Here is a 22,961-nt window from a genome sequence, read left to right as displayed (position 1 = left end):
TAGAGAGTTATCTCAGCGCAGCAGCAATACAGGCATGGTGGCTGTTCGAAGCATCGTCGTAGTCGTGCTTCCTACCAAAAACTGCCTGATGCGTGAATGCCCATAGGCACCCATGACCAGCAGATCAATGCCGTGCTCTGTCTGATAATCGTGCAGAGCCGACTCCACCTCACCTTGTCTGATTTCAGCTTGGACTAGGAAGCCAGCCGAGAGAAGCATGCTTTGTGCTTTTCCCAGTGCCTCGTGATTGCTCACCGAATCTGCACCGACCGTAACAAGATGAATGGGCAAGTCTTTGCAAAGCGAACTGGCGGCAAACATTTGGATGGTTTTGTAGGCTGTGGAGCTGCCGTCAAATGCGAGCATCACCTTTTCGGGCTTTTTATAGCTGTTGGCTGTGATCAGGATAGGCCGGTGAATTGTTCGCACTACAGCTTCTATCTGGCTGCCAAGGCTGTGCGCGTTGCGTGAGTTGTCTTCACCCACTCTTCCTATCACCAACAGTCGAATATCCTCCTGAAGGTCGCTCAGACTTTCTACCAAGTGTCCGTGGCGCTGCTTCAGCTCAGGAAACGCAGCGCCGGAAATGACCGTTCGCTCCCTGGCCTTTTCCAGCATGTGTTGGCCCTGTTCCAGAGCGAGTCTGGCGCGTTGGGCATCCAATGTAGCCAGCTCCTCCAGCAGATGCTCTCGACTGCCGAGACCAATATTTCCACTTAGGTCAGCTGCTGCTGGGTATTTCTCTTCATCCAATACGTGAAGCAAGGTAAGAGGCGCGTTGAGTCGCTGCGACGCCCATGCTGCGTAGTCGCAGACCGCCAATGAGGATTGTGAGTTATCAATACATGCCATTACGTGGGTCATTGTCGATCTCCTTAGTGGCTCATGAGCTTGTCGATGGCGCCAGGTTTGTCATGCACGCCAAAGCGGTCAACGATTGTGGCGCTGGCCTCATTTAGACCCAGCACTTCAACCTCGGCGCCCTCGCGACGGAACTTGATTACCACTTTATCCAGCGCGGCGACGGCGGTGATATCCCAGAAATGCGCCTGTGTCAGATCGATGGTGACCTTGTTGAGCGCTTCCTTGAAGTCAAAAACTTCGGTGAACTTGTCTGCCGAGCTGAAGAACACCTGGCCTACCACGCGGTAAGTCCGATGCGACTCCGTCTCTTCAAGACTGCTCTTGATATCGAGGTAATGTCCGACCTTGTTCGCAAAGAACAACGAAGCCAGCAGTACGCCGACCAACACGCCGTAAGCCAGATTATGCGTTGCCACGACCACCACAACGGTCGCGACCATGACGAGGTTGGTCGACAGTGGGTGCTCTTTCAGATTGCGCAAGGAATCCCAGCTAAAGGTGCCGATGGATACCATGATCATCACAGCAACCAATGCAGCCATCGGGATCTTGGAGAGCCATTCGCCGAGGAAAACGACCATCAGCAGCAAGAAAATGCCCGCGCACAATGTGGAGAGACGGGTACGTCCACCGGATTTCACGTTGATGATCGACTGGCCGATCATGGCGCAGCCTGCCATACCGCCGAGCATCCCGGCAGCGATGTTGGCAATGCCTTGACCCTTGCATTCACGGTTTTTGTTGCTGGTGGTATCGGTCAAATCGTCGACGATGGTCGCGGTCATCATGGACTCAAGCAGACCTACTACGGCCAAGGCGGCTGAGTACGGGAAGATGATGCGCAGAGTTTCAACGTTCAGCGGGACTTCAGGCCACAGGAAAATCGGCAGCGTGTCCGGCAGTTCGCCCATGTCACCCACAGTGCGGATATCCAGACCGAGGTAAATAGCAATGGCCGTCAGGGCCAGGATGCACACCAGCGGCGAGGGAATCAGCTTGCCGATCTTCGGTACATACGGAAACAGATAGATTATTCCGAGGCCCACTACGGTCATGGCGTAAACGTGCCAGGTCACGTTGGTCAATTCAGGTAACTGCGCCATGAAAATCAGAATCGCCAATGCATTCACAAAGCCTGTGACTACCGAGCGCGAAACAAAGCGCATCAGAGAGCCCAGTTTCAGGTATCCAGCGAGGATTTGAAGCGCCCCGCAGAGCAAGGTGGCTGCCAGCAAATACTGAAGCCCGTGATCTTTTACCAGGGTGACCATCAGCAGTGCCATCGCACCGGTAGCTGCCGAGATCATGCCGGGTCGACCGCCGACGAAGGCGATGACAGCACAGATACAGAAGGAGGCGTAGAGACCGACCTTGGGGTCGACGCCGGCAATGATAGAGAAAGCAATGGCCTCCGGGATCAGCGCGAGCGCGACCACGATCCCCGCGAGCACGTCTCCACGGACGTTGGAAAACCACGTTTGTTTGAGCGATTGCAGCATCAGAATATCCAAGGCAATGCACCACACGCACACCAGGCAGATGGCGAGCGCGTCGATACGAATTCAAGTTGTGAGGATTATTTGGCTGTGTGCCTTGGGTGTAAAAACCGGGCATACAGCAGTACGCGACCGCGAGCGAAACTAGCGGAAGCGAGATGTTGCGAGGGGGCGTAGCGCTAAGGCGGCGTAGGCTGCCAGTAGATCGTTTGGAGTACAGTCATGCTGGTGTTCCTGTAGCTCAAGAGGTATGGCTGAGCGATAAAGTATACAGTGAAGATATCGTCAAATGCGACCTGCTGCCTCGTTTGGGTCAGTTCTTCCAGCCGTGCTGATCTCCCTAGGGCAAGTCTTTCTAGATTAAACCGCGACGAACTCCGCTGTCAGGCAGTGTACACATGGTGGAGAGATCAATTCAGATCCTCCTGGGGTCGATAGAGAAATCGGAAAAAATCGTACGCTAAGCATTCGGCCTGTCAGGTTGAGGCCATAGAGATTGACGCCTTGGCGTCAGAAAATGCAGAAAGCGGCCCTAGTCTGACGCGGTGCCAGTGAACCGCCTGACGCCGAGTTGAAGCCGTAAACTCAGCAACCTTCGATCAACTCGCCGAACAGTTCCTTAACCTTTGCACGTGCCTCGACCAGCGCAACTTGGCCTTGCTCAGTGATCTCATAGACACGCCGTTCACGTCGCCCGGTGCGTTCGTGGCGTGAGGTCAAATAGCCCTTCTTTTCCAGCCCGTGCAGCATTGGGTATACCGTCCCGGCGCTCAGCTCGTAGCCGTGTCGTTGCAGTTCTTCGATGATTCCCAGTCCGAAGACGGGCTTCTCGGCTGCATGGTGAAGTATGTGCAGGCGGATCAACCCGCCGTACAGGTCTTTATCTGTCGTTTTTCGTGCCTCACAGCGCGATACTCAACAGCCAACCCGCTGCACCGCTGCCGACGACAACTAGCCACGGCGGGAGCTTCCAGAACATCAGTGCGACAAGGGCGACCAGGGCCAAGACAAAGTCTTGCGGCTGAAATATGGCGCTAGTCCATACAGGGTGATAGAACGCGGCCAGCAGCAGGCCAACCACCGCCGCATTGACCCCAGCCAGCGCGGCTTGCATGCCTGTATTGCGACGCAGGCGCTCCCAAAATGGCATGGCTCCCACAACCAGCAGAAAAGAGGGTGCGAAGATAGCCAGTAGGCACACAATACCGCCGACCCAGCCAGAGGGAGCGGTGCTCATCGAAGCACCAAGGAACGCGGCGAATGTGAACAATGGGCCGGGCACCGCTTGAGCCGCCCCGTACCCCGCGAGGAAGGATTCATTACTGACCCAGCCGGAGGACACCACTTCGGCTTGCAGCAGCGGCAACACAACGTGGCCACCACCGAACACTAGTTGTAACGGCTTGCAAACGAAAACGTCCCGACCTGCAATCAATACGATTTTCGACCGGAATTAACTGCGACTGACCGGCCCGGCAAACCAGTATTAGCTGCGAATGAACCTGCATTTATCCGCGCTGACCTGCATTCCATGGCTACCAACCAGCATTAATTGCAAATGACGGGGCTTATAGGTAGTGAATCGATTGCCTCGTTAGAGCGCATGTCTGCTTGGCATGCGGGAACATCTAGTCTCTTCCGCCCACGAGCCAGATCATTCCAGGCAAACACATGGGGCCTACAGCTTTGAGGCCCACTACGCTATGTGCGGGCTCGGTCTCGCCCAAAGGGTTCGGTCAACTGACCAAGGTAACCCTTGGGATAGTCCCTCTCACGCAAGCCGACATTGGCGTCGCCCTGCTTTCCTGTACTGTCGTAGAACGTCCCGAATAGCCGATCCCACACCATCAGAAATTCGCCGCAGTTCACCTGGGCATCTTCGAAGTCGCGCTTGTGGTGCCAACGATGAATTTCAGCCACCCCGATGACATGGCGCAGCCAACCCAGCCGGTAATCCAGGTTCGAGTGCTGAAAGCCCAAGTGAACGGTCAGAATGCCGAACCAGGTGGCAACCACTGCCGAAGGCGCGCCGGATGCAAACAGCAGCACCAATCCCGGGCCAGCCATGAGCATCGCATGTAGGGGATGCCGGCGCTCCCCATTCATCCAGTACAAGCGCTCGGCGCTGTGGTGAATCATGTGAAAACGCCACAGCCAGGGTACGTGGTGGCTGATGCGGTGCATGGCATACAGGCTCAGATCGAGCACGACGGCGACCAGCAGCAGCTGAACCCAAAGTGGACTCTCGACTGGGAAGAGACGAACTGTAGCCGGCACTGCATCGCCCAGCCTGGCCAGGATTTCGGCGGTGAACTGGATGACGGAAAGATTCACCAGCATATGCACCAGGTCGGTCAGGGTGTCCTGGTGATCCTCCAGCCAGCCCTCCCGGAAAGGCTGGATACGCTCCAGCCCCGCGACGGCCAATAGACCGACTGCGGCTACCAAGGGTGTGCTGGGCCAGTACGGCACCCCGGCGTACAAGGCCCAGACCATGAAGGCGGCGCTGCCACCAAACACGAGCGGATAGCTCAACCAGCGTAGGGCGAATCGAAGAGAAGTGGACATCGCTCAGCTCCTATGTAGAGAGCCTTCACGGTAGGTGCAGAGGACGACGTTCGACTTGAACGAAAGAGCTATGACTTCTGGAGATCGACCGCAGCCAGGGCGGAGGACGGATCGATGCCCAGCAGCGCCCTGAATGTCCGGGAGAAATGCGCCGAGTCGGAAAAACCTGCCGCATGCGCGGCTTCGGTCAGCCGTCCCCCTTTGGCCAGGTGTTGCAGGGCTTGGGTGAGGCGCAGCCATTTGACATAGCTGCGCAACGGCAGGCCGGTTTGCTCCACGAACCAATGGGAAAAACGCGTGGGTGACAAATGCACCAACGCGGCCATTGCCTCACGCCCCATTTGGCCTTCGCGCAGCGCTGCGGTGACCTTGGTCAAGCGCGGATCAGGGATTGGTGGATCGGCAAGCCGCAACAGCCGACGTACCTGCGCCTGCAACTGGACAGGCGAATGCCCCGACGCCCTCAGTGCCTCGACCATCGCAGCAATATCGGCCGCTACGATCTCCATCAGCCTCACGGCTCCGCTCACCCGCAAGGCACGCGCCTCATCGGACAGCACATCCAGGTAGATCGACAGGACATGCCCAGCACTGAGCCGGTGCTTCAAGCCTGCCGGAATCAAGATGGCAGCCCCAGATTGCCCACCCAACGGCGTTTCAACCGTTATCGCGGCGTCGAGCCCCACTGCAATTTGATGTGCTTGATGATGGTGCCAATCCTGGTGGGCGGCATGGCCGAGAAAGACGCCGATACCGGGGCCGACCCAGGCATGGCCTGACCAGCGAGCCACTTCTGCGGCATCCGAGCTTCGCATTATCTGCCCCGGTCCAGTTCCGCGCTTGGACTCAGCACACTGCTCAGGAGCAACATGGCGGCACCGCCCACGATGCCGATGTCCGCCAAGTTGAATGCAGGCCAATGCCAGGATTGCCAGAAAAAATCCAGATAGTCGATCACATGGCCTCGGAAGCTGCGATCGATCAGATTCCCCACTGCCCCTCCCAGTATGAGGCTATAGCCCAGCGCTTCGAGCTTGGCCCTGGGCTTACGCAAGAGCAACGCGAGCCCAATCGAAACAACCAGTGCGAGGAGAATGAAGAAGTAGCGCTGCCAACCGCCCGCGTCAGCTAGGAAGCTGAACGCTGCGCCGGTATTCCAGAAATGGACCAGATTGAAGACTGGGGTCAGAGGAACCACGGCGCCGACCGAGAGCGAACCCTCAATTACATATTTGATCGCCTGGTCGGCCAGGGCAACGGCTAGCGATAGCGTCCACCAGAGCCCGGGAGTGATACGGTGCGCCATTCCAAGTGGCGATTTCATTGTTTCGCTCCCTGAAACAGTCGCTGCAATCCGGGTGAGACGGGCATCGGCGCGAATGCACTGATCCTCGCGCGTCCGGTATTGCCGAGCGGTACCCAGATCTTCGAGAACAACACGGCAGCGATGATCCGTGGTGCTTGGCCGAACATTTCCCGGTAGTCGCGCAACTGCCAGCCAGCCCTTAGCATCAACCAATGGCTCCGCGCATGCAGGACGGGCATGTGCTGGCTCAAGATGTGGGCGCGCTCGAGCCAGGGGAATGCCTCGGTTGGCGCCTTTTCACGGAGTGCTGTCCTTGCCTGGAAAAAGGCTTCATCGATGGCATTGCGGAGGGCGGTATTCATCTGGAACTCACTTGCGCAGCAGTTGGAAGGCCATGATTCTGGGCCGATCGTGCAAGTGAACACCCTGTAGCCGCTATAGGGTCAAGCTCTACGCTTTGAGCAGAAGCGAATGGCACTTTTCTAGCGCGCCTTATGGAAGCCGTTTGCCTCCCTCCACTAGACCCGAAAGTATTCCGCAGTCCAGGCTTTGTCGTTCGTCATCGCAGCAGCTGCGTAACGTCACCAACTGGTTTTCCAGGGCTTGCAAGGATGCGATCTGGGCCCTGACCTGGGCGATATGGCTATCAAGCAGCGTATTGACCGCCGCGCACGGTTGCTGCGGCTGTGCTTGAACGCTCTGCAAAACACCAATTTCGTCCAACGACATGCCAAAGGACCGGCAACGGCGGATGAACAGCAGTTTCTCCACATGATCCGCTTCGTAGGCTCGGTAGCCATTTGCCTGGCGATTGGGCGATGCAAGCAGGCCCTGGCGCTCATAGAAACGAATGGTCTGAATGTCCGCTCCCGTCAGCTGTGCAAGTTGACCAATGCGCATAGGCTGCTCCTCGATAAACAGCCAGTATATCCAGGCTTGACCCTATACCTGCTATATGGTTTTCAATTGCCAGAATTGAACCTGATAGGAGAGGCGGATCATGAGCTCGTGTGAAAAATCCTGTGGCTGCGGTTCAGTGTCAGCGCCTGCTGAAGCAGCGAGCGCGCCCTCGACCGAAGGAGCCTGGGTCAGCCATTTTTCTGTACCCAAGATGGATTGCCCTTCGGAAGAGCGAATGATTCGGCTCGCGCTGAATAGCTTGCCTGAGCTTCGTTCGTTGTCCTTTGATCTGAGCAGCAGGCAGGTACTCGCTTTCCATGACGGGGCGGTTGACCCAATCACTACCAAGCTGGAGTCCCTGGGTCTAGGGGCAGCGCTACTGGGGACTCAACCAGCTAGTCAGGAAGCAGCCTCGACCAATCGCGCTGATGAGGAATTAGCGGCGTCGAAAGAGGCGAGCACCCTGAAAATTTTGCTCGGCATCAACGCTGCCATGTTTGTTATCGAGATGGGCGCAGGGTTGATCGCTCAGTCGACGGGCCTTATTGCCGACTCGCTGGACATGTTTGCGGATGCTGCCGTCTATGGCTTGGCTCTCTTTGCCGTCGGCCGCAGTGCACAGCTGCAAGTTCGCGCTGCGCACCTGGCGGGTTTCTTTCAGATCCTGTTGGCACTGGGCGTACTCGTGGAGGTGGCTAGACGCTTCCACTATGGCAGCGAACCTGAGTCGATGCTGATGATGGGGATTGGCTTAGTTGCACTCGTCGCAAACGCCAGCTGTCTCTTGATGATCTATGGCCATCGCGAAGGCGGTGCACACATGAAAGCGAGCTGGATTTTTTCGGCCAACGATGTGCTCGCGAACATTGGCGTTATCGTCGCCGGCGCGCTGGTTGCGTGGACGGGCTCTCCCTACCCAGACTTGGTGATTGGTACGGTCGTTGGCCTCATCGTATTGAACGGTGCGCGCCGAATCCTGGCATTGAAAGCCTGACCAACCGATCCTGTATTCCATCGCGATGGGCTCACTTTCTACAAGTGAACATCAATGGTACGGACAGTCCAATAAACCTTCGTTTGATAGACGCCTCTGGCGAGGTGTGCTGGGTGCACTCCTGGAAGGATTGAGCTACAATGTAGCTCATCAATCTGGAGGATCAAACCATGTCCGCAAATGCTGTAGTCCGTGCCCGTATCGACGAGCACATCAAGGAAGAGGCGACCGTCGTGCTGGCAGCGATGGGACTCACCGTGTCTGACGCCTTCCGCATCATGTTGACCCGAGTCGCCCGCGAGAAAGCCTTGCCGTTCGAGCCGCTGATTCCGAACGCCACCACCATCGAGGCGATGAAGGAAGCGCGCCGTGGCGGCTTGAAGTCGTTCGCTTCCGTCGAGGATCTGATGGCGGATCTGAATGCGGACGATTGAACAGACCAGCCGGTTCAAACGCGATTATAAACGCGAAGCCAAAGGCCCGCATCGTCAGACGCTGGCGAGCGATTTCATTGCCGTCGTCACAGCCCTGGCGAATAACCAGCCTCTGGCCGAGAAGCACCGTGACCACGCCCTCACCGGCGACTGGAAAGACCACCGGGACTGTCACATCAAGCCCGACCTGGTGTTGATTTACCGCAAGCCGGATGACGCCGTGCTGCAACTCGTGCGTCTCGGATCGCATAGCGAGCTTGGCCTGTAACGCCGGGGTCTGCCCAGGACAAGGAAAGAAGCTACATGACAATCAGCATCACCGACGACGATTGGAACGAACTGACTCCCGAGAGTTTCGATACCACCGCACTGCTGCGGGCAGTCGATGCCGTGGACGAGCTGCGCGGCGATTGAGTGACAACGCAGACGGCGGGCCTCCGCAACTGCGCACCGACCTGTTGAAGCTGCATCAACTGGCGATGAGGTGATCCAGGTGCGGATTCGAGAGCACGTCATCGCCACCAATGACATGCGTCTGTTCGGTCTGCACCTACTGGGGCAGGCGTCGCTGCGCATGGAGCAAGCGCTGTGGCCAGAAGAATATGAGCGGATGACCCGCGAGGTCGAAGAAGCTCTCCGTGAGGCCGACGACCCCAACGCCAAGTCGTACACCCACGAGAAGTCATGCAGGCGATGCAGGAACGAATCGACCAAGCACGAGACAAGCCATGTTGATCGGCCCTGCCCCAACTCCCTCGAACTCGGATGAGTCGGACCTAGCAACGTGGTGACACCGATCATCTAGGGCCGGAGCAGAGCCTGTGTCAGCCCGCGAGGCGGTGCGTCACTTCGCTGAGCTGGGCCGACAGCGTATGCAGGTTCTGGCTGGCTGCCTCGGTACGCTCGACATTGTCCTGGTTGGTGGTGGCGATGGCGGTAATTTCGGTCAGATTGCGCGAGATATCTTCCGCCACGGACGTCTGCTCTTCGGCAGCGGTAGCGATCTGACGGTTCATGTCGCGGATCGCTTCGACTTCTTGGGTGATGCGCTGAAGCATGCTGCCCGCTTCCGTAACCTGTTCGACACCTTCGTTGCTGCGGGTTTGTCCATTTTCAATCGCACGCACCGCATCCACCGCGCCGGTCTGCACCGTGTCGATAATCTGATGAATTTCAGCGGTGGAGTCGGCGGTGCGCCTGGCCAGCGTGCGCACCTCGTCGGCAACGACGGCAAACCCGCGTCCGGCATCGCCCGCGCGGGCGGCTTCGATGGCTGCGTTTAGCGCCAGCAGATTGGTCTGGTCGGCGATGCCGCGAATAACTTCCAGCACCTTGCCAATGCGACCGCTATCGGTCTCCAGACGGCGTATTACCTCGGCGGTGTTGCTGATCTCGCCGCGCATGTGGGTAATGGTCTGGATAGTCGAACGCATCATGGTCTCACCCTGCTGCGCCGAATGATCGGCCGCATCCGCTGCACGCGCGGCTTCGGCGGCGTGACGGGCGACTTCCTGCGCCGTAGCGGACATTTCATGCATGGCGGTAGCGACCTGATCGGTGCGCGAGAACTGCTCGCGAGTGCCTTGGCCCATCAGTGCGGCGATGGCGCTCAATTCACCACTGGCGCTGTCCAGGTCCGAGGTGTTGCGTTGCAGGAGGGTGAACGTATCGGCAAGGAAGTCACGCAGGATATTCGCGGCAACTGCCAGACGTCCCAATTCGTCAGCACGGGACGCATCGACGCGCTGTGCAAAGTCGCCCTGGCTGAGCTTGGCGATGTGGTCGATCAGGTGACGGATGGGGGCGATCAGATTGCGGTTTACCAACCATAGGCTGAGCAAGGCGATGAAAACGCCAGCGGCTAGCATTACCAACGAGCCGACGACTATTTTACGATCTGCGGCTTCGCTGATGGTTTCCGAACGATGCAGCGCCGAATCGCGCTGCTGGATGACCAAACCACTGAGCTGTTCGCTGGTGGCACGGTCGATGCCTTGAACCGCCTCGTCGCCGGCGAATGGATCGTTTCCGCCGGCGATGTAGGCCGCACGGCCCGCGCGGTAGGCGGCGCCGAGGCGCCGGTGCTCCTCGTGCAGGTCGCGGAGCTGCTTTGACAGGGCAGGGTTGTGCTCGCTTCGCTCAACGAGTCTGCCCAGGATGTCCTGGACCTTTCGTTCCTGGTTCTCGAAGCTTTGCCAGTACTTGCTCAAGGCTTCAGGTGATTTGCCACGCAGCAAGACGTTCTTCCACTCCTGCACCTGCACTTTGAATTCCACGTTGGCTTCGTCGATCAGGCGCGACGTTTCGATCGGACCCTTGAGTAGTTGTTGATACTTGGAAATGTCATCCGACAAGAAGGAAAAACTGGCGAAGGCGATCAGCAATATCACCAACAGGCTGCCGCCGATCAGTGTGAGCAGCTGAGCGCGCAGGGATTTTTTCAAGAGCATCTGGGCGGTCTCGTATCGAAAGGGGGGCGCTTGAGTCATACGCAAGATTGAGCGAGCGGTCAGCCAAATGACCGTTCGTTCGCCCCCTTATGTCGGCGTACCGCTGCGATACTTGAACGCTTTCAGACCAGACGCAGATGGTTGTCCCAGAGCCCTGCCGGCAATTGCAGCGCGGTGCTGACGAAGCCCCCGCTGGCGGGGTCGACCGTTAGGACAAGATGTCCGATCCGCGCTCATCGAAGCCTCCGCGCCTGGCCGGGGCACTTCTACCCGTGTGTTCGCGCAGTTGCGACAGCCAACCCGCAGGGAGTTTTTGCGGTTCATCCGCGTGGCTTGAGGAGACCAAGTTTCCGTCGCGGTCAAATAAGCTCATGCGCTTGAAAACCGGGTCCTCGGCGAGCATTCGCGCGGCTCGTCTCTGGTTTGGCCTTAAGCTACCGGCGCCCCTATCTGCCTGGTCTGCACTCTTTACTATACCGAACGACGAATGTCAGATCGAGCGCTCGGCGATCGGGAATATTTTTCGCCAAGCAAGGGCTACGCATGTCGCGAGATTCCAGCGCCTACGACTGGTGTTTAGAGTCGGCCAATACTCCTGTCCGGCCGGTCAGCCATGCGTCCTTGAGTCGTCGTGAATCCTGGCGGGATCGGACCTGGGCCCACAACCGTTCCCACCGAACATTTTCCCCGCCGGCGAGCGGCTTTCTCGCGCAACAAATTGTTCGGAGCTCAAGGTCCTTCTCTACGTTTCGGCTGCATTGGCAGTGCGTTCGGCCCTCACCCGCCGATCGGCTCACAACAAGGACGCGATGGGCGCGACCATGAATCCGAAAGGAGAACACCATGGCCATCATCGGCATCTTTACCACCTCTAAAGACGGGGCTAGTTGCAGTTAATGTGAGTAGGGAACGATGGAATGCAAGCCGGCGCGGCTGAATGCAAGCTCGCTCGCAAATAATCTGAGCCAGACGGCTCCGTCAGTCGCAGTTAATCTGAGCCGGAAATTGCGCTGATTGCGAGCACGGCCGTTTTCGATTGCAAGCCGGTACAGCTACCTGCTCACCCGGAGCGAAGGCACCATCGGCGAGCTTGCACATCTGCTGGTGGCGGCGGCCGTCGCCGCCGTGGAGAGTGGCGAGGAAGCGATCAACCACCGCACGCTCAGCATGGCCGACTACATCGGCCCCAGTGAGCGGCGGCGACAGTTCGAGCGGGAACTGATGTGAAGTCCGCGCCGCGCTGGCCGCTGCATCCGGCACCCAAGGAAGGCGAAGCCCTGTCCTCATGGCTCAACCGGGTCGCCGCCTGCTACCAGATGGACGTGCACGAGCTGCTGGCCCACGATCTTGGTCACAGCCAACTTGATGACCTGGATACCGCACCATCCTTGTCGTTGCTGACGGCGCTCTGCCAGCGCAGTGGCGTCGAGCTGGAGCGGTTGCGCAGCATGAGTCTTGCAGGCTGGGTGCCGTGGCTGCTCGACAGTCTCGACGATTCGGTACCAGCAGCCTTGGAAACCTATACATTCCAATGCGCGGTGCTCCTGCCCAAGCGCACCCGCAAGGTGCGGTCCATCACTCGCTGGCGTGCCTGGCTACCGAGCCAGACGATTCGCCGGGCGTGTCCGCAGTGTCTGAACGATCCAACGAATCAAGCTGTGCTACTCGTCTGGCAGCTCCCCTTGATGCTGAGCTGCCCGCAGCATGGCTGCTGGCTGGAGTCCTACTGGGGCATGCCCGGCCGGTATCTTCAGTGGGAAATCGCCGATGCTGCGCCGCGCCCTGCCGATGACGCAATCGCCTGCATGGACCGGCGCACCTGGCAGGCGCTGACGACGGGTTTTGTGGAGCTGCCGCGTCGGCGTGTCCACGCCGGCTTGTGGTTCCGGCTGCTGCGCACCCTGCTTGATGAGCTGAACACGCCGCTCTCGCACTGCGGCAGTTGCTCGGCGAGCATCCGCCATGTCTGGGAGCGCTGCGGCCATCCGCTGCGCGCCGGGCAGAGTCTGTGGCGTCCCTACGAGATTCTGGCCCCGGCGGTGCAGTGGCAGATGCTGGAGGCGGCGGCCACCGCCATCACGCTGATCGAGTCAAAGGCGCTGATCCCGCGCGGGGAACAGGCCGCGCTGTTTCAGACGGAGCCGCACACTGGTTTCACCAACGGCCTGCCGGCGAAGGTGCCGAAGCCGGAACCCATCAACCACTGGCAACGAGCAGCCCAGGCCATCGATGAGGCCATCATTGAAGCGCGACACAACCCGGAGACGGCCCGCTTGCTGTTCACACTGGCGTCCTACGGGCGACGCGACCCCGAATCCCTGGAACGTTTGCGCGCCACGTTCACCAAGGAGGGCATCCCGCCGGAGTTTTTGTCACATTACGAGCCTGAATGGCCGTTTGCAGGTCTTAGACTAAATGACGGGTTAAGTGACAGTTTTTGACGGCGAGAACTTTCTGGCTCACACTGTCACATAATCGAACGTATATGTGACAGGTACGACATGCTGATAGGCTACATGCGGGTATCGAAGGCGGACGGCTCCCAGGCTACCGATTTGCAGCGCGACGCGCTGATTGCCGCCGGGGTCGATCCAGTACATCTTTACGAGGACCAGGCATCCGGCATGCGCGAGGATCGGCCCGGCTTGACGAGCTGCCTGAAGGCGTTGCGAACTGGCGACACACTGGTCGTGTGGAAACTGGATCGGCTCGGACGCGACCTGCGACATCTCATCAACACCGTGCACGACCTGACTGGGCGCGGCATCGGCTTGAAGGTATTAACCGGGCACGGCGCGGCCATCGACACCACGACCGCCGCCGGCAAGCTGGTCTTTGGCATCTTCGCCGCCCTGGCCGAGTTCGAGCGCGAGTTGATCGCGGAGCGCACGATTGCCGGCCTAGCCTCGGCCCGCGCGCGCGGGCGGAAAGGCGGCCGGCCGTTCAAGATGACCGCCGCCAAGCTGCGGCTGGCGATGGCGGCAATGGGTCAGCCAGAGACCAAGGTCGGCGACCTGTGCCAGGAACTTGGCGTCACGCGGCAGACCCTGTATCGGCATGTTTCACCCAAGGGTGAGCTACGTCCAGATGGCGAGAAGCTACTCAGCCGAATTTGATGCCGGCATGAGGCAACGTAGCGACAGCGTGGTTTGTCTCAATGGGAAGCGCTCATGATCGATCTTTGAAGGCCCGCAGCAGTCGTGTCACAGACAGGACGAACAAACCGGTCAGCGTGAGGGCTGCGATACCCCAGTACTCTCCGATGAACGCGCCGGCCGTCGTGCCGGCCAGCACAATGGCGAGAATCGGCAAATGGCAGGGACAGGTGAGCACGGCCAGCGCGCCCCACAGGTAGCCGGTGATCGGTTTGTGCGTCTCGGACGGCAAGCGCTCGGGGCTGTTCATGGCAGACTCTCCGCGTGCTGTGCCGGCTCGGTCGGCATGGTGGCCAACTGCACCTCCAGATCGGCCAACGCTTCGCGCCGACGCTCGACGAACTGGCGCAGAACGGCAAGCTGCGCGGCCGCTTCATCGCCGTCCGCAGCATCCAGCGCCCGGCACAGCCGCGCCAGCGCGTCCAGGCCGATGCCCGCCTCGAAGGCCGCCCGCACGAAGCACAGCCGTTGCAAGGCGGCATCATCGAACAGGCCATAGCCGCCCGGGGTGCACGCCACCGGACGCAGCAATCCGCGCAGCAGGTAGTCGCGCACGATATGCACGCTCACCCCGGCATCAAGGGCCAGCCGGGACACGGTGTAGGCGCTCATTGAAAACCTCCTTTTTTTATCCAGCGCAGCAGGAAAGCTGCTTCACGTCCTTGTTGAAGGTCTGCGCCGCAAGCTTCAACCCCTCGACCATTGTCAGGTAGGGGAACAACTGGTCGGCCAGTTCCTGCACCGTCATGCGGTTGCGGATGGCGAGCACCGCCGTCTGGATCAGTTCGCCCGCTTCCGGGGCCACCGCCTGCACGCCGATGAGCCGTCCGCTACCTTCCTCGATGACCAGCTTGATGAAGCCGCGTGTGTCGAAGTTGGCAAGCGCTCGCGGAACGTTGTCGAGTGTCAGCGTGCGACTGTCGGTCTCGATGCCATCGTGGTGCGCTTCCGCCTCGCTGTAGCCCACGGTGGCGACTTGCGGGTCGGTGAACACCACTGCCGGCATCGCGGTCAGATTGAGGGCTGCGTCGCCGCCGGTCATGTTGATCGCGGCACGGGTGCCGGCGGCCGCTGCCACGTAGACGAACTGCGGCTGGTCGGTGCAGTCGCCGGCCGCGTAGATGTTCGGGTTGCTCGTGCGCATGCCTTGGTCGATAACGATGGCCCCTTGCGCATTGACAGTGACCCCCGCCGCGTCCAGCGCGAGGCTGCGCGTATTCGGTGCCCGACCGGTGGCAACCAGCAACTTGTCAGCGCGCAATTCACCGTGTCCGGTGGTCAGCACGAATTCGCCGTTCACATGGGCGACCTGGCTGGCTTGCGTGTGCTCCAGCACCTCGATGCCCTCGGCGCGGAAAGCGGCTGTCACGGCCTCGCCGATGGCCGGGTCTTCCCGGAAGAACAAGGTGCTGCGTGCCAGGATCGTGACCTGGCTGCCGAGCCGGGCAAAGGCTTGCGCCAGTTCCAACGCCACCACCGACGAACCGATCACGGCCAGGCGTGCGGGAATGGTGTCGCTGACAAGCGCTTCGGTGGAAGTCCAGTAGGGTGACTCTTTCAGGCCCGGAATCGGCGGCACGGCCGGACTGGCACCGGTGGCGACCAGGCAGCGGTCGAACGTTACCTCGCGCTCGCCACCCTCGTTCAAACGGACGACCAGGCTCTGGTCGTCCTTGAAACGCGCTTCACCGTGCAAAACGGTGATGGCTGGATTGCCGTCCAGGATGCCTTCGTATTTGGCGTGCCGCAGTTCATCGACACGGGCCTGCTGCTGGGCCAGCAGTTTGCTGCGGTCAATCGCAGGCACAGTTGCCGCAATACCGCCGTCGAACGGACTTTCCCGGCGCAGATGGGCAATATGGGCAGCGCGGATCATGATCTTGGACGGCACACAGCCGATATTGACGCAGGTGCCGCCGATGGTGCCGCGTTCGATCAGCGTGACCGTCGCGCCTTGCTCGACGGCCTTCAGCGCCGCCGCCATCGCGGCCCCGCCGCTGCCAATGATGGCGATATGCAAACCGGCGCCCTCAAGTGCATCACGGATTTTTGGTTCATCTTTGAAATCACCAACCCGGATCGAGCCTTGATAACCCAATGCGGCGATGGCGGCCAGCAGTTGGTTGTGGCTCACGGCGGTGTCTGCCATGACTTGCGCGCGGCTTTCTGGATAGGACACCACAGCGGCATTCACGCCGGGAATCTTTTCCAAAGCATCTTTGACATGGGTGGCGCAGGATGTGCAGGTCATGCCATTCACGGTGATTTCGGTCATTTTTTTACTCCATTGAATTTCGGGGTGCAGCAGGCATCGGCTTGGCGTTTTCGTTGGATGGCGTAGATGGTCAAGCCGATGAAAATCGCCAGCGCAGGCAGCAGCACATAGTCCAGATAGCCGGTCAGCGCGGACAAGCCGACCACACCGAGCAAAATGACCAGAACAGGGGTGAAGCAACACAGCGCCACGAGGGTTGTGCCAATGATGCTGACCCGCAGCAGTGTCTTCGGGTCTTTCATGATCAGTTCTTGACTGATGATGGGTAGCCCGCATCCTCGGTAGCCTTGGTCAGTTTCTGCACGCTGGTCTTGGCATCATCGAAGGTGACCACCGCTTCGCGCGTCTCGAAGGTCACGTCAACTTTACTGACGCCATCGACCTTGGAAATCGCCTTCTTGACAGTGATCGGACAGGCCGAGCAGGTCATGCCCGGTACGGACAGCGTAACGGTCTGGGTGGCGGCCCACACGGGGGCAACAACGGCAGCGAGGGCAAGGGCGGAAAGCAGCTTTTTCATGGTGAACTCCTGTGATCAATAGAAAAATGGCACGACGTAGGGAAATCCGAGCGCGACCAAAACCAGCACGGCCACGCCCCAGAAAATGAGCTTGTAAGTAGCTCGCACTTGGGGAATCGCGCAAACCTCACCCGGTTTGCAGGCGGCTGACGGCCGGTAGATGCGCCGCCAGGCGAAGAACAACGCCACCAGCGCCACGCCGATAAAGATGGGGCGATAGGGTTCCAACACCGTCAAGTTGCCGATCCAAGCGCCGCTGAACCCCAAGGCGATCAGAACCAGCGGCCCGAGGCAGCAAGCCGAGGCGAGGATGGCGGCCAGCCCGCCAGTGAAGAGCGCGCCGCGCCCGTTTTGAGGTTCAGACATACGTTTGTCCTTTCGAATCTGAATTGGATAGCTTAAGCTTACTTCCGTAGTTATGTACGGAGTCAAGCGATATGGAAAACAATTTGGAGAACCTGACCATTGGCGTTTTCGCCAGGACGGCCGGGGTCAATGTGGAGACCATCCGGTTCTATCAGCGCAAGGGCTTGCTCCCGGAACCGGACAAGCCTTACGGCAGCATTCGCCGCTATGGCGAGACGGATGTAACGCGGGTGCGCTTCGTGAAATCAGCCCAGCGGTTGGGCTTCAGCCTGGATGAGATCGCCGAGCTGCTGCGGCTGGAGGATGGCACCCATTGCGAGGAAGCCAGCAGCCTGGCCGAGCACAAGCTCAAGGACGTGCGCGAGAGGATGGCTGACCTGGCGCGCATGGAGGCCGTGCTGTCTGATTTGGTGTGCGCCTGCCATGCGCGGAAGGGGAACGTTTCCTGCCCGCTGATTGCGTCACTGCAAGGGAAGAAAGAACCGCGCAGTGCGGACGCGGTGTAGCCCGAGGGAACTACGCCTTAGCGTGCTTTATTTTCCGTTTTCTGAGGCGACTCCAACGTCAGAAAAGACCGTGCGGTCGACTTTTGATATTTCGTGCTGTCGCCTTCTGAAAGTGACACAATTCCCACGCAAACCCGCATCGTTGGCATCCAACTACAGTCTCCATCTTTCAGTATCCGACTACACTGAACTATCGCTGAATAGTTGGACAACGCCATGTTGATTGGATATGCCCGCGTCTCGACCGACGACCAACTCCTCGATCTGCAACGCGATGCTCTGGCGAAGATCGGCTGCGAGCGGGTGTTCGAGGATACCGCCAGCGGTGCCAAGGCTGAGCGGGTTGGCTTGACCGCTTTGCTGGCCACGCTACGCCGTGACGACACCGTGGTGATTTGGCGCCTGGATCGCCTCGGCCGCTCGCTGAAGGATCTGATCCGGCTGGTTGAGCAATTGGACGCCGCCGGCGTCGGCTTGCGCAGCTTGCAGGAAAACATCGACACCGCCTCGATTGGTGGCCGCCTGGTGTTTCACCTGTTCGGTGCCTTGGCCGAGTTCGAACGCAACCTAATCCGCGAGCGCACCCAAGCCGGCTTATCCGCTGCACGGGCGCGAGGCCGCAAGGGCGGACGCAAGAAACGGCTCGACCCGGCCAAGCAGGAGCTTGCCCTGCGCCTCTACCATGAGCGGAAACATACCGTGGCGGAAATCTGTCGGATGATGGGCATCGGCCGCTCGACGCTCTACAACTATCTCACCGAGGCCGAGCGTGATGCCCAGCGGGCGGCGTAAAGCCATCCCGACCGATTCGCTGATGCAGTTGCGGCAGCGGCTCGACCGTCTGCCCAAGAAAAGCCCGGAACGGATTACTCAGGTGGCCGCGATAGCCGAGTTGTACGGCGTGTCCCCAAGCACCGTATACCGGGCGCTGAACCTCATCCATAAACCCCACGCGGCTCACCGCGCCGACCATGGTAAGCCGCGGGTATTGCAGCAGGCCGAGCTGGAGCGCTACTGCGAGCTAATTGCCGCGCTGAAACTGCGCACCACCAACAAACAAGGGCGGCACCTATCTACCCGCCGTGCCATCGAGCTGCTGGAGGGCTATGGGGTGGAAACCGAGCAAGGCTTGGTCAAGGCGCCCAAAGGGGTTCTGACCCGCAGCACGGTGAACGAGTACCTAAGCCGCTGGCACCTGGACCAGTCGCGGCTGTTGCGGCAACCACCGGCCACCCGCTTTCAGGCTGCGCACAGCAATGACTGCTGGCAGTTCGACCTGTCGCCCTCCGACCTCAAGCACATCGATAAGCCGGACTGGATCGATCCGGCTAGGGGCATGCCGACGCTGATGCTGTTCAGCGTGGTGGATGACCGCAGCGGAGTGGCCTATCAGGAGTACCACTGTGTATATGGCGAGGACGCGGAGTCAGCGCTGCGCTTCCTGTTCAACGCCATGACGCTGAAGGCGGACCCGACTTTTCCCTTCCAAGGCCGCCCGAAGATGATCTACCTGGACAACGGCCCGGTGGCCAAACGCCGAGTATTCCAGAACGTCATGCAGGCGCTGGACATCGAATGGCAGACACACATCCCGGCCGGCAAGGATGGCACCCGCACCACGGCTCGCTCGAAAGGCAAAGTGGAGCGCCCCTTCCGCACGGTGAAGGAAGCCCACGAGACGCTGTATCACTTCCACAAACCGGAAACCGAAGCGCAGGCCAATGAGTGGCTGCTGCGTTATCTGGTGCGCACCTACAACGTGCAGGATCATCGCTCCGAACCGCATTCGCGGATTGAGGACTGGCTGGCCAACCTGCCCGTCGAGGGCCTGCGCGAAATGTGCACCTGGGAACAGTTTTGCCGCTTTGCCCGCGAGCCGGAACGACGCAAGGTCGGCGTCGATGCCCGCGTCACCATCGACGGCACGGCCTACGAGGTGGAGCCCGACATGGCGGGCGAAACCGTGGTGTTGCTCTGGGGCTTGTTCGATGACGAACTCTATGCCGAGTTCGAGGGGGAGCGCTTCGGACCTTACTACCCCGTCTCCGGGCCAATTCCCCTACATCGTTACCGCGCCTTCAAACGCGGCAAGGCGGATGAGCGCTCTGATCGCATCCGCTTGCTAGCCGGCCAGCTTGGCCTGCCTATCGCCGCATTGGCTGGCGACGATGTGCGACTCACACCCTCTATTATTCCGACGGCACTGCCACGCCAACCCTTCGATGCCGAGGCGCACGAATACCGGTTTCCCAATGCCATCGCCGCCAAGCTCGCCATTGCCGATGACCTAGCGCAGCCGTTGGCTAAGCTCTCTCCCGACGATCAAGCCTTCATCCATCAGGTGCTGAGCGAAACCCTGACACGCCGCATTGTCTTGGAGCGCGTGCGGGGCTACTTCCGCCATAAGAAAACAGGAGAAGAACATGCGGGCTGAAGTAATGCAGCACTACGGACTGGCGTTGCCACTGAACCAGGCCGGCTATTTTGAAACCGCCCACCATCAGCAGTTGATCAAGGACATCAAGGGGGCGATCTTCGAAGGACGGCTGATTGCACTGTGCGGCGTCATCGGCAGCGGCAAGACCGTAATGCTGCGCCGGCTTCAACAAGCGATGGAAGAGGAAAAGAAGATCACGGTCTCCAAGTCTCTCGCCATTGAAAAGCACAGCATCAAGCTGGCCACTTTCATCGCAGCGCTCTTCTATGACCTCTCCACCGAGAAGCAGGTACGCATCCCCACCCAGGGCGAAAAGCGTGAGCGTGACCTACGCGAGTTGGTGAGGAAGAACAAGCGCCCGGTCGCCCTGTTCGTCGATGAGGCCCATGACCTCAACGGCCATACCCTGACCGGTCTTAAGCGTCTGATGGAGCTGGTGGAGGACGGTGACGGGCGGCTGTCGATCGTGTTGGCCGGGCATCCCAAGCTGCGTAACGACCTGCGCCGACCGACGATGGAGGAAATCGGCTACCGCACCGACATCTTCTCGCTCGATGGCATTGCTGGCAGTCAGCGGGAATACATTCAGTGGCTGCTGGAAACCTGCACTGCGGGGAAGGTCGAACCCGAGTCGATTCTGACCGAAGACGCGATCGACCTACTCGCCACTAAACTGCGCACGCCACTGCAAATCCAACTGCACCTCAGCCTGGCACTGGAAGCCGGCTACCTGACCGGCGAGAAACCCGTTTCGGCGGAACTCGTGCAATCGGTGCTGTCGCGCCAACTGGATGATCTGGAGCCAACCCTCACTCGTCACGGCTACCGCATCAAGGATCTAGTGGAGCAATTCGATGCCAAACCCACCGAAATCAAGGCTCTGTTCAGTAATGCGCTAGACCCGGCGCGGGCGGTTGAGTTACGTGACAAGATGCTGGCAGCGGGCTTGCCTATCTGAGTCCTGTCATTTGCAAATAATGCAGGCTGGCGACGATGGAATGCAGGTCGGCGCGGATCAATGCAGGCTCATTCGCAGTTAATGCTGGTTTGCCGGGCCGGTCAGTCGCAGTTAATTCCGGTCGAAAATCGTATTGATTGCAGGTCGGGACGTTTTTAAATGCAGGCCGCTACAACTAGTGACCCCACACGATAGAAGGCGTCCACTACCACCATCGTTGGACTTGGCAGCAATTTTGCCAAGATCGGTAGGCCAATCAGCAGGGCAAAAAATAACGATAGCCAAAGTGCGCCGGCCCGGTGACTGACCGTGATAGGTAGTGGGTCGTGCTCAACAGTATGTGCTGGCTTGAACAATAGTCGGCCTATGATGCCTGCGGCAGCAATCACACCAACCTGCCCCCACGCGGACGGTACGAGCAGGACAGCACAGGCGGCAATCGCCATTATTGTGACTCTCAGCCCATCCGTACACAGGTTGCGCGCCATGCCCCATACCGCTTGGGCGACTACGGCAACGGCCACCACTTTTAGGCCATGCAACGCGCCCGGCGAAACGGAATCCCCATAGTTGGAAATGCCCAGCGCGAACAGGATTAAAGCTACGGCCGAAGGCAGCGTAAAGCCTGTCCAAGCAGCCAGCGCCCCGCTATATCCAGCCCGTGATAGCCCCAACGCTATGCCGACCTGGCTGCTTGCTGGGCCTGGAAGAAATTGGCACAGCGCCACTAAATCAGCATAGCTGCGTTCAGACAACCAGCGCCGTCGTGTGACGAACTCGTCACGGAAATAGCCTAAGTGCACGATGGGGCCGCCGAAGGAGGTCAATCCAAGTCGTAGAAAAATAAGAAAAACCGACCATGGGCTGCGGTCATCGGTGGAGGTATTAGTCATGCGTTGGCCTACCTGATTTTCCACAGATTAATCCATAATAATCGAACTTCGATAACGAAATTCGATTTTATAGCTGCCCAAAACGACTGGAGTACCGTGCAATTCGTACTGGGTGTCGCAATGCAAGTAATCGATGTTGTGCTAGCCGCTGGTTTTGTCTGCTAGCACAGTTCATTAGCAAAACACGCTTGGCCTTAGCGTACGATTTTTTCCGTTTTCTCTATTGCCCCCCTCCTGGTCACTCCGAATGCAAATAACTGGTCAAGAATGCAGCCGGCTGGTCAATAACGGCGCCAATGGGTGGTCAAGTTGCGCAATGGTTTTATCGAGTCGGATGCCTGGGAAGAGGGCTCTGAACGGAGCTAGTCGGGCTTACGTTGGTTTTTGGTTCCATTGCTCCCCAAACCCCAACTGCGCCGCCGCGTGCATGCTGGACTGAACAAGGGTGAAGCGCGCAACTCCCTGGCCAGGGCGGTGTTCTTTAACCGCCTCGGCGAGATCAGGGATCGGAGCTTCGAGCAGCAGCGCTACCGGGCCAGCGGCCTGAACCTGGTGACGGCCGCCATTGTGTTGTGGAACACGGTGTACCTGGAGCGCGCCACTCAGGGGTTGGTCGAGGTCGGCAAGCCGGTGAACGGTGAGTTGCTGCAATACCTGTCGCCGCTGGGCTGGGAACACATCAACCTGACCGGCGATTACGTCTGGCGGCAGAGCCGCAGGCTGGAGGACGGGAAGTTCAGGCCGCTACGGTTGCCCGGAAAACCTTAGCGTACGATTTTTTCCGAATTCTGCGGGCTCCCCTAAATAGAACCCTTGATACTAAAAAAACCGGCTATGAA

Annotated in this window: 26 protein-coding genes and 4 pseudogenes; 12 read left to right on the top strand and 18 right to left on the bottom strand. The window is 59.4% G+C overall.

Translation table 11 applies throughout. From position 1 onward, the window contains the following. Positions 1–12: 12 nt before the first annotated feature. The 9 genes and pseudogenes from ACP7D9_RS14610 to cadR form a co-directional block, all read right to left on the bottom strand. Entirely contained in the window at positions 13–864 is an 852-nt protein-coding gene (locus tag ACP7D9_RS14610; RefSeq protein ID WP_017735064.1) for a universal stress protein, read from the bottom strand. A gap of 11 nt (positions 865–875) precedes the next feature. Next, positions 876–2,363: a SulP family inorganic anion transporter gene (locus tag ACP7D9_RS14605; RefSeq protein ID WP_017735063.1), complete on the bottom strand. Its 1,488-nt coding sequence runs from the start codon at positions 2,361–2,363 to the stop codon at positions 876–878. Between the two features lie 582 nt (positions 2,364–2,945). Then, positions 2,946–3,224 carry a PadR family transcriptional regulator gene (locus ACP7D9_RS14600; RefSeq protein WP_024015051.1) on the bottom strand — a complete coding sequence of 93 codons (279 nt, stop codon included), beginning with the start codon at positions 3,222–3,224 and terminating at the stop codon, positions 2,946–2,948. 37 nt (positions 3,225–3,261) lie between these two features. After that, positions 3,262–3,753, bottom strand: a pseudogene (locus ACP7D9_RS14595) (chromate transporter); the annotation flags it as partial. A 308-nt stretch (positions 3,754–4,061) separates the two neighbouring features. Further along, positions 4,062–4,928: a sterol desaturase family protein gene (locus ACP7D9_RS14590; RefSeq protein WP_024015049.1), complete on the bottom strand. Its 867-nt coding sequence runs from the start codon at positions 4,926–4,928 to the stop codon at positions 4,062–4,064. Positions 4,929–4,996: 68 nt separating this feature from the next. Further along, a complete protein-coding gene (locus tag ACP7D9_RS14585) occupies positions 4,997–5,743 on the bottom strand; it encodes a helix-turn-helix transcriptional regulator (protein WP_024015048.1) in 747 nt (248 codons plus the stop codon). Next, complete coding sequence (gene lspA, locus ACP7D9_RS14580; RefSeq protein WP_003452327.1) at positions 5,743–6,252, bottom strand: signal peptidase II; 510 nt, start codon at positions 6,250–6,252, stop codon at positions 5,743–5,745. Before lspA ends, ACP7D9_RS14585 begins: the two co-directional genes overlap by 1 nt. Further along, a complete protein-coding gene (locus ACP7D9_RS14575; protein ID WP_024015047.1) occupies positions 6,249–6,596 on the bottom strand; it encodes a DUF3703 domain-containing protein in 348 nt (115 codons plus the stop codon). Before ACP7D9_RS14575 ends, lspA begins: the two co-directional genes overlap by 4 nt. 130 nt (positions 6,597–6,726) lie before the next feature. After that, positions 6,727–7,134, bottom strand: a complete 408-nt coding sequence (cadR, locus tag ACP7D9_RS14570) for a Cd(II)/Pb(II)-responsive transcriptional regulator (RefSeq protein ID WP_024015046.1) — start codon at positions 7,132–7,134, stop codon at positions 6,727–6,729. Between the two features lie 100 nt (positions 7,135–7,234). Here cadR and ACP7D9_RS14565 point away from each other — a divergent pair, with 100 nt between their 5' ends. The 4 genes from ACP7D9_RS14565 (at position 7,235) to ACP7D9_RS14550 (ending at position 9,331) form a co-directional block, all read left to right on the top strand. Further along, complete coding sequence (locus ACP7D9_RS14565) at positions 7,235–8,128, top strand: cation transporter (RefSeq protein ID WP_033902376.1); 894 nt, start codon at positions 7,235–7,237, stop codon at positions 8,126–8,128. A 170-nt stretch (positions 8,129–8,298) separates the two neighbouring features. After that, positions 8,299–8,562: a type II toxin-antitoxin system RelB/DinJ family antitoxin gene (locus ACP7D9_RS14560; protein WP_020303033.1), complete on the top strand. Its 264-nt coding sequence runs from the start codon at positions 8,299–8,301 to the stop codon at positions 8,560–8,562. After that, positions 8,549–8,830, top strand: a complete 282-nt coding sequence (locus ACP7D9_RS14555; protein ID WP_011282522.1) for a type II toxin-antitoxin system YafQ family toxin — start codon at positions 8,549–8,551, stop codon at positions 8,828–8,830. The genes ACP7D9_RS14560 and ACP7D9_RS14555 overlap by 14 nt, the downstream gene beginning before the upstream one ends. A 216-nt stretch (positions 8,831–9,046) precedes the next feature. Next, positions 9,047–9,331, top strand: a complete 285-nt coding sequence (locus tag ACP7D9_RS14550; protein ID WP_425311902.1) for a hypothetical protein — start codon at positions 9,047–9,049, stop codon at positions 9,329–9,331. Between the two features lie 55 nt (positions 9,332–9,386). Here the strand turns inward: ACP7D9_RS14550 and ACP7D9_RS14545 are convergent, their stop codons facing one another. Both ACP7D9_RS14545 and ACP7D9_RS14540 read right to left on the bottom strand, forming a co-directional pair. Beyond that, complete coding sequence (locus ACP7D9_RS14545; protein ID WP_370588167.1) at positions 9,387–10,091, bottom strand: methyl-accepting chemotaxis protein; 705 nt, start codon at positions 10,089–10,091, stop codon at positions 9,387–9,389. A gap of 228 nt (positions 10,092–10,319) precedes the next feature. Next, positions 10,320–10,430: pseudogene (locus ACP7D9_RS14540) on the bottom strand (hypothetical protein); the annotation flags it as partial. Positions 10,431–12,026: 1,596 nt separating this feature from the next. Between ACP7D9_RS14540 and ACP7D9_RS14535 the strand changes: the two are divergent. Genes ACP7D9_RS14535 through ACP7D9_RS14525 form a run of 3 tightly spaced genes read left to right on the top strand, consistent with a single transcriptional unit; the run spans position 12,027 to position 14,128 of the window. Then, positions 12,027–12,239, top strand: a complete 213-nt coding sequence (locus ACP7D9_RS14535) for an NTP-binding protein (RefSeq protein ID WP_024015044.1) — start codon at positions 12,027–12,029, stop codon at positions 12,237–12,239. Further along, positions 12,236–13,453 (top strand): TniQ family protein, encoded by a 1,218-nt coding sequence (locus ACP7D9_RS14530; RefSeq protein ID WP_003465063.1) that lies wholly within the window; start codon positions 12,236–12,238, stop codon positions 13,451–13,453. Before ACP7D9_RS14535 ends, ACP7D9_RS14530 begins: the two co-directional genes overlap by 4 nt. A 60-nt stretch (positions 13,454–13,513) precedes the next feature. Further along, positions 13,514–14,128: a recombinase family protein gene (locus ACP7D9_RS14525; protein ID WP_000904941.1), complete on the top strand. Its 615-nt coding sequence runs from the start codon at positions 13,514–13,516 to the stop codon at positions 14,126–14,128. A 52-nt stretch (positions 14,129–14,180) separates the two neighbouring features. Here ACP7D9_RS14525 and merE read toward each other — a convergent pair whose 3' ends face one another. The 6 genes from merE to merT are packed head-to-tail and all read right to left on the bottom strand — an operon-like array spanning position 14,181 to position 17,328. Continuing rightward, positions 14,181–14,417 (bottom strand): broad-spectrum mercury transporter MerE, encoded by a 237-nt coding sequence (gene merE / locus ACP7D9_RS14520; RefSeq protein ID WP_001087809.1) that lies wholly within the window; start codon positions 14,415–14,417, stop codon positions 14,181–14,183. Beyond that, complete coding sequence (merD, locus tag ACP7D9_RS14515; protein WP_003465059.1) at positions 14,414–14,779, bottom strand: mercury resistance co-regulator MerD; 366 nt, start codon at positions 14,777–14,779, stop codon at positions 14,414–14,416. The genes merE and merD overlap by 4 nt, the downstream gene beginning before the upstream one ends. Before the next feature lie 16 nt (positions 14,780–14,795). Beyond that, a complete protein-coding gene (gene merA / locus ACP7D9_RS14510; RefSeq protein WP_000136268.1) occupies positions 14,796–16,442 on the bottom strand; it encodes a mercury(II) reductase in 1,647 nt (548 codons plus the stop codon). Next, positions 16,439–16,684, bottom strand: a complete 246-nt coding sequence (gene merF, locus ACP7D9_RS14505; RefSeq protein WP_000654684.1) for a mercury resistance system transport protein MerF — start codon at positions 16,682–16,684, stop codon at positions 16,439–16,441. The genes merA and merF overlap by 4 nt, the downstream gene beginning before the upstream one ends. Positions 16,685–16,686: 2 nt before the next feature. Further along, positions 16,687–16,962, bottom strand: a complete 276-nt coding sequence (gene merP, locus ACP7D9_RS14500; RefSeq protein WP_000735441.1) for a mercury resistance system periplasmic binding protein MerP — start codon at positions 16,960–16,962, stop codon at positions 16,687–16,689. Between the two features lie 15 nt (positions 16,963–16,977). Then, entirely contained in the window at positions 16,978–17,328 is a 351-nt protein-coding gene (gene merT, locus ACP7D9_RS14495) for a mercuric ion transporter MerT (RefSeq protein ID WP_001294667.1), read from the bottom strand. A gap of 71 nt (positions 17,329–17,399) precedes the next feature. On the opposite strand from merT, the gene merR reads away from it, so the two are divergent. The 4 genes from merR to ACP7D9_RS14475 all read left to right on the top strand — a co-directional run bounded on the left by merR (position 17,400) and on the right by ACP7D9_RS14475 (position 21,229). Continuing rightward, positions 17,400–17,834, top strand: a complete 435-nt coding sequence (merR, locus tag ACP7D9_RS14490) for an Hg(II)-responsive transcriptional regulator (RefSeq protein WP_000429838.1) — start codon at positions 17,400–17,402, stop codon at positions 17,832–17,834. 216 nt (positions 17,835–18,050) lie between these two features. Then, entirely contained in the window at positions 18,051–18,626 is a 576-nt protein-coding gene (locus ACP7D9_RS14485; RefSeq protein ID WP_033902375.1) for a recombinase family protein, read from the top strand. Between the two features lie 4 nt (positions 18,627–18,630). Further along, complete coding sequence (locus ACP7D9_RS14480) at positions 18,631–20,268, top strand: DDE-type integrase/transposase/recombinase (protein ID WP_200876640.1); 1,638 nt, start codon at positions 18,631–18,633, stop codon at positions 20,266–20,268. After that, positions 20,258–21,229: an ExeA family protein gene (locus ACP7D9_RS14475; RefSeq protein WP_024015038.1), complete on the top strand. Its 972-nt coding sequence runs from the start codon at positions 20,258–20,260 to the stop codon at positions 21,227–21,229. Before ACP7D9_RS14480 ends, ACP7D9_RS14475 begins: the two co-directional genes overlap by 11 nt. A gap of 173 nt (positions 21,230–21,402) precedes the next feature. On the opposite strand, the pseudogene ACP7D9_RS14470 reads toward ACP7D9_RS14475, so the two are convergent. Further along, a pseudogene (locus ACP7D9_RS14470) lies at positions 21,403–22,122 on the bottom strand (chromate transporter); the annotation flags it as partial. Between the two features lie 381 nt (positions 22,123–22,503). Here ACP7D9_RS14470 and ACP7D9_RS14465 point away from each other — a divergent pair. Beyond that, positions 22,504–22,890, top strand: a pseudogene (locus ACP7D9_RS14465) (Tn3 family transposase); the annotation flags it as partial. Positions 22,891–22,961 lie beyond the last annotated feature (71 nt).

Origin of the sequence: Pseudomonas sp. TSRC2-2 (genome assembly GCF_049897785.1) — a bacterium.
In the GTDB taxonomy this organism is placed as follows: domain Bacteria; phylum Pseudomonadota; class Gammaproteobacteria; order Pseudomonadales; family Pseudomonadaceae; genus Aquipseudomonas.
The sequence above is the reverse complement of the archived record's forward strand: the minus strand, read 5'-3'. Positions and strand labels throughout refer to the sequence as shown.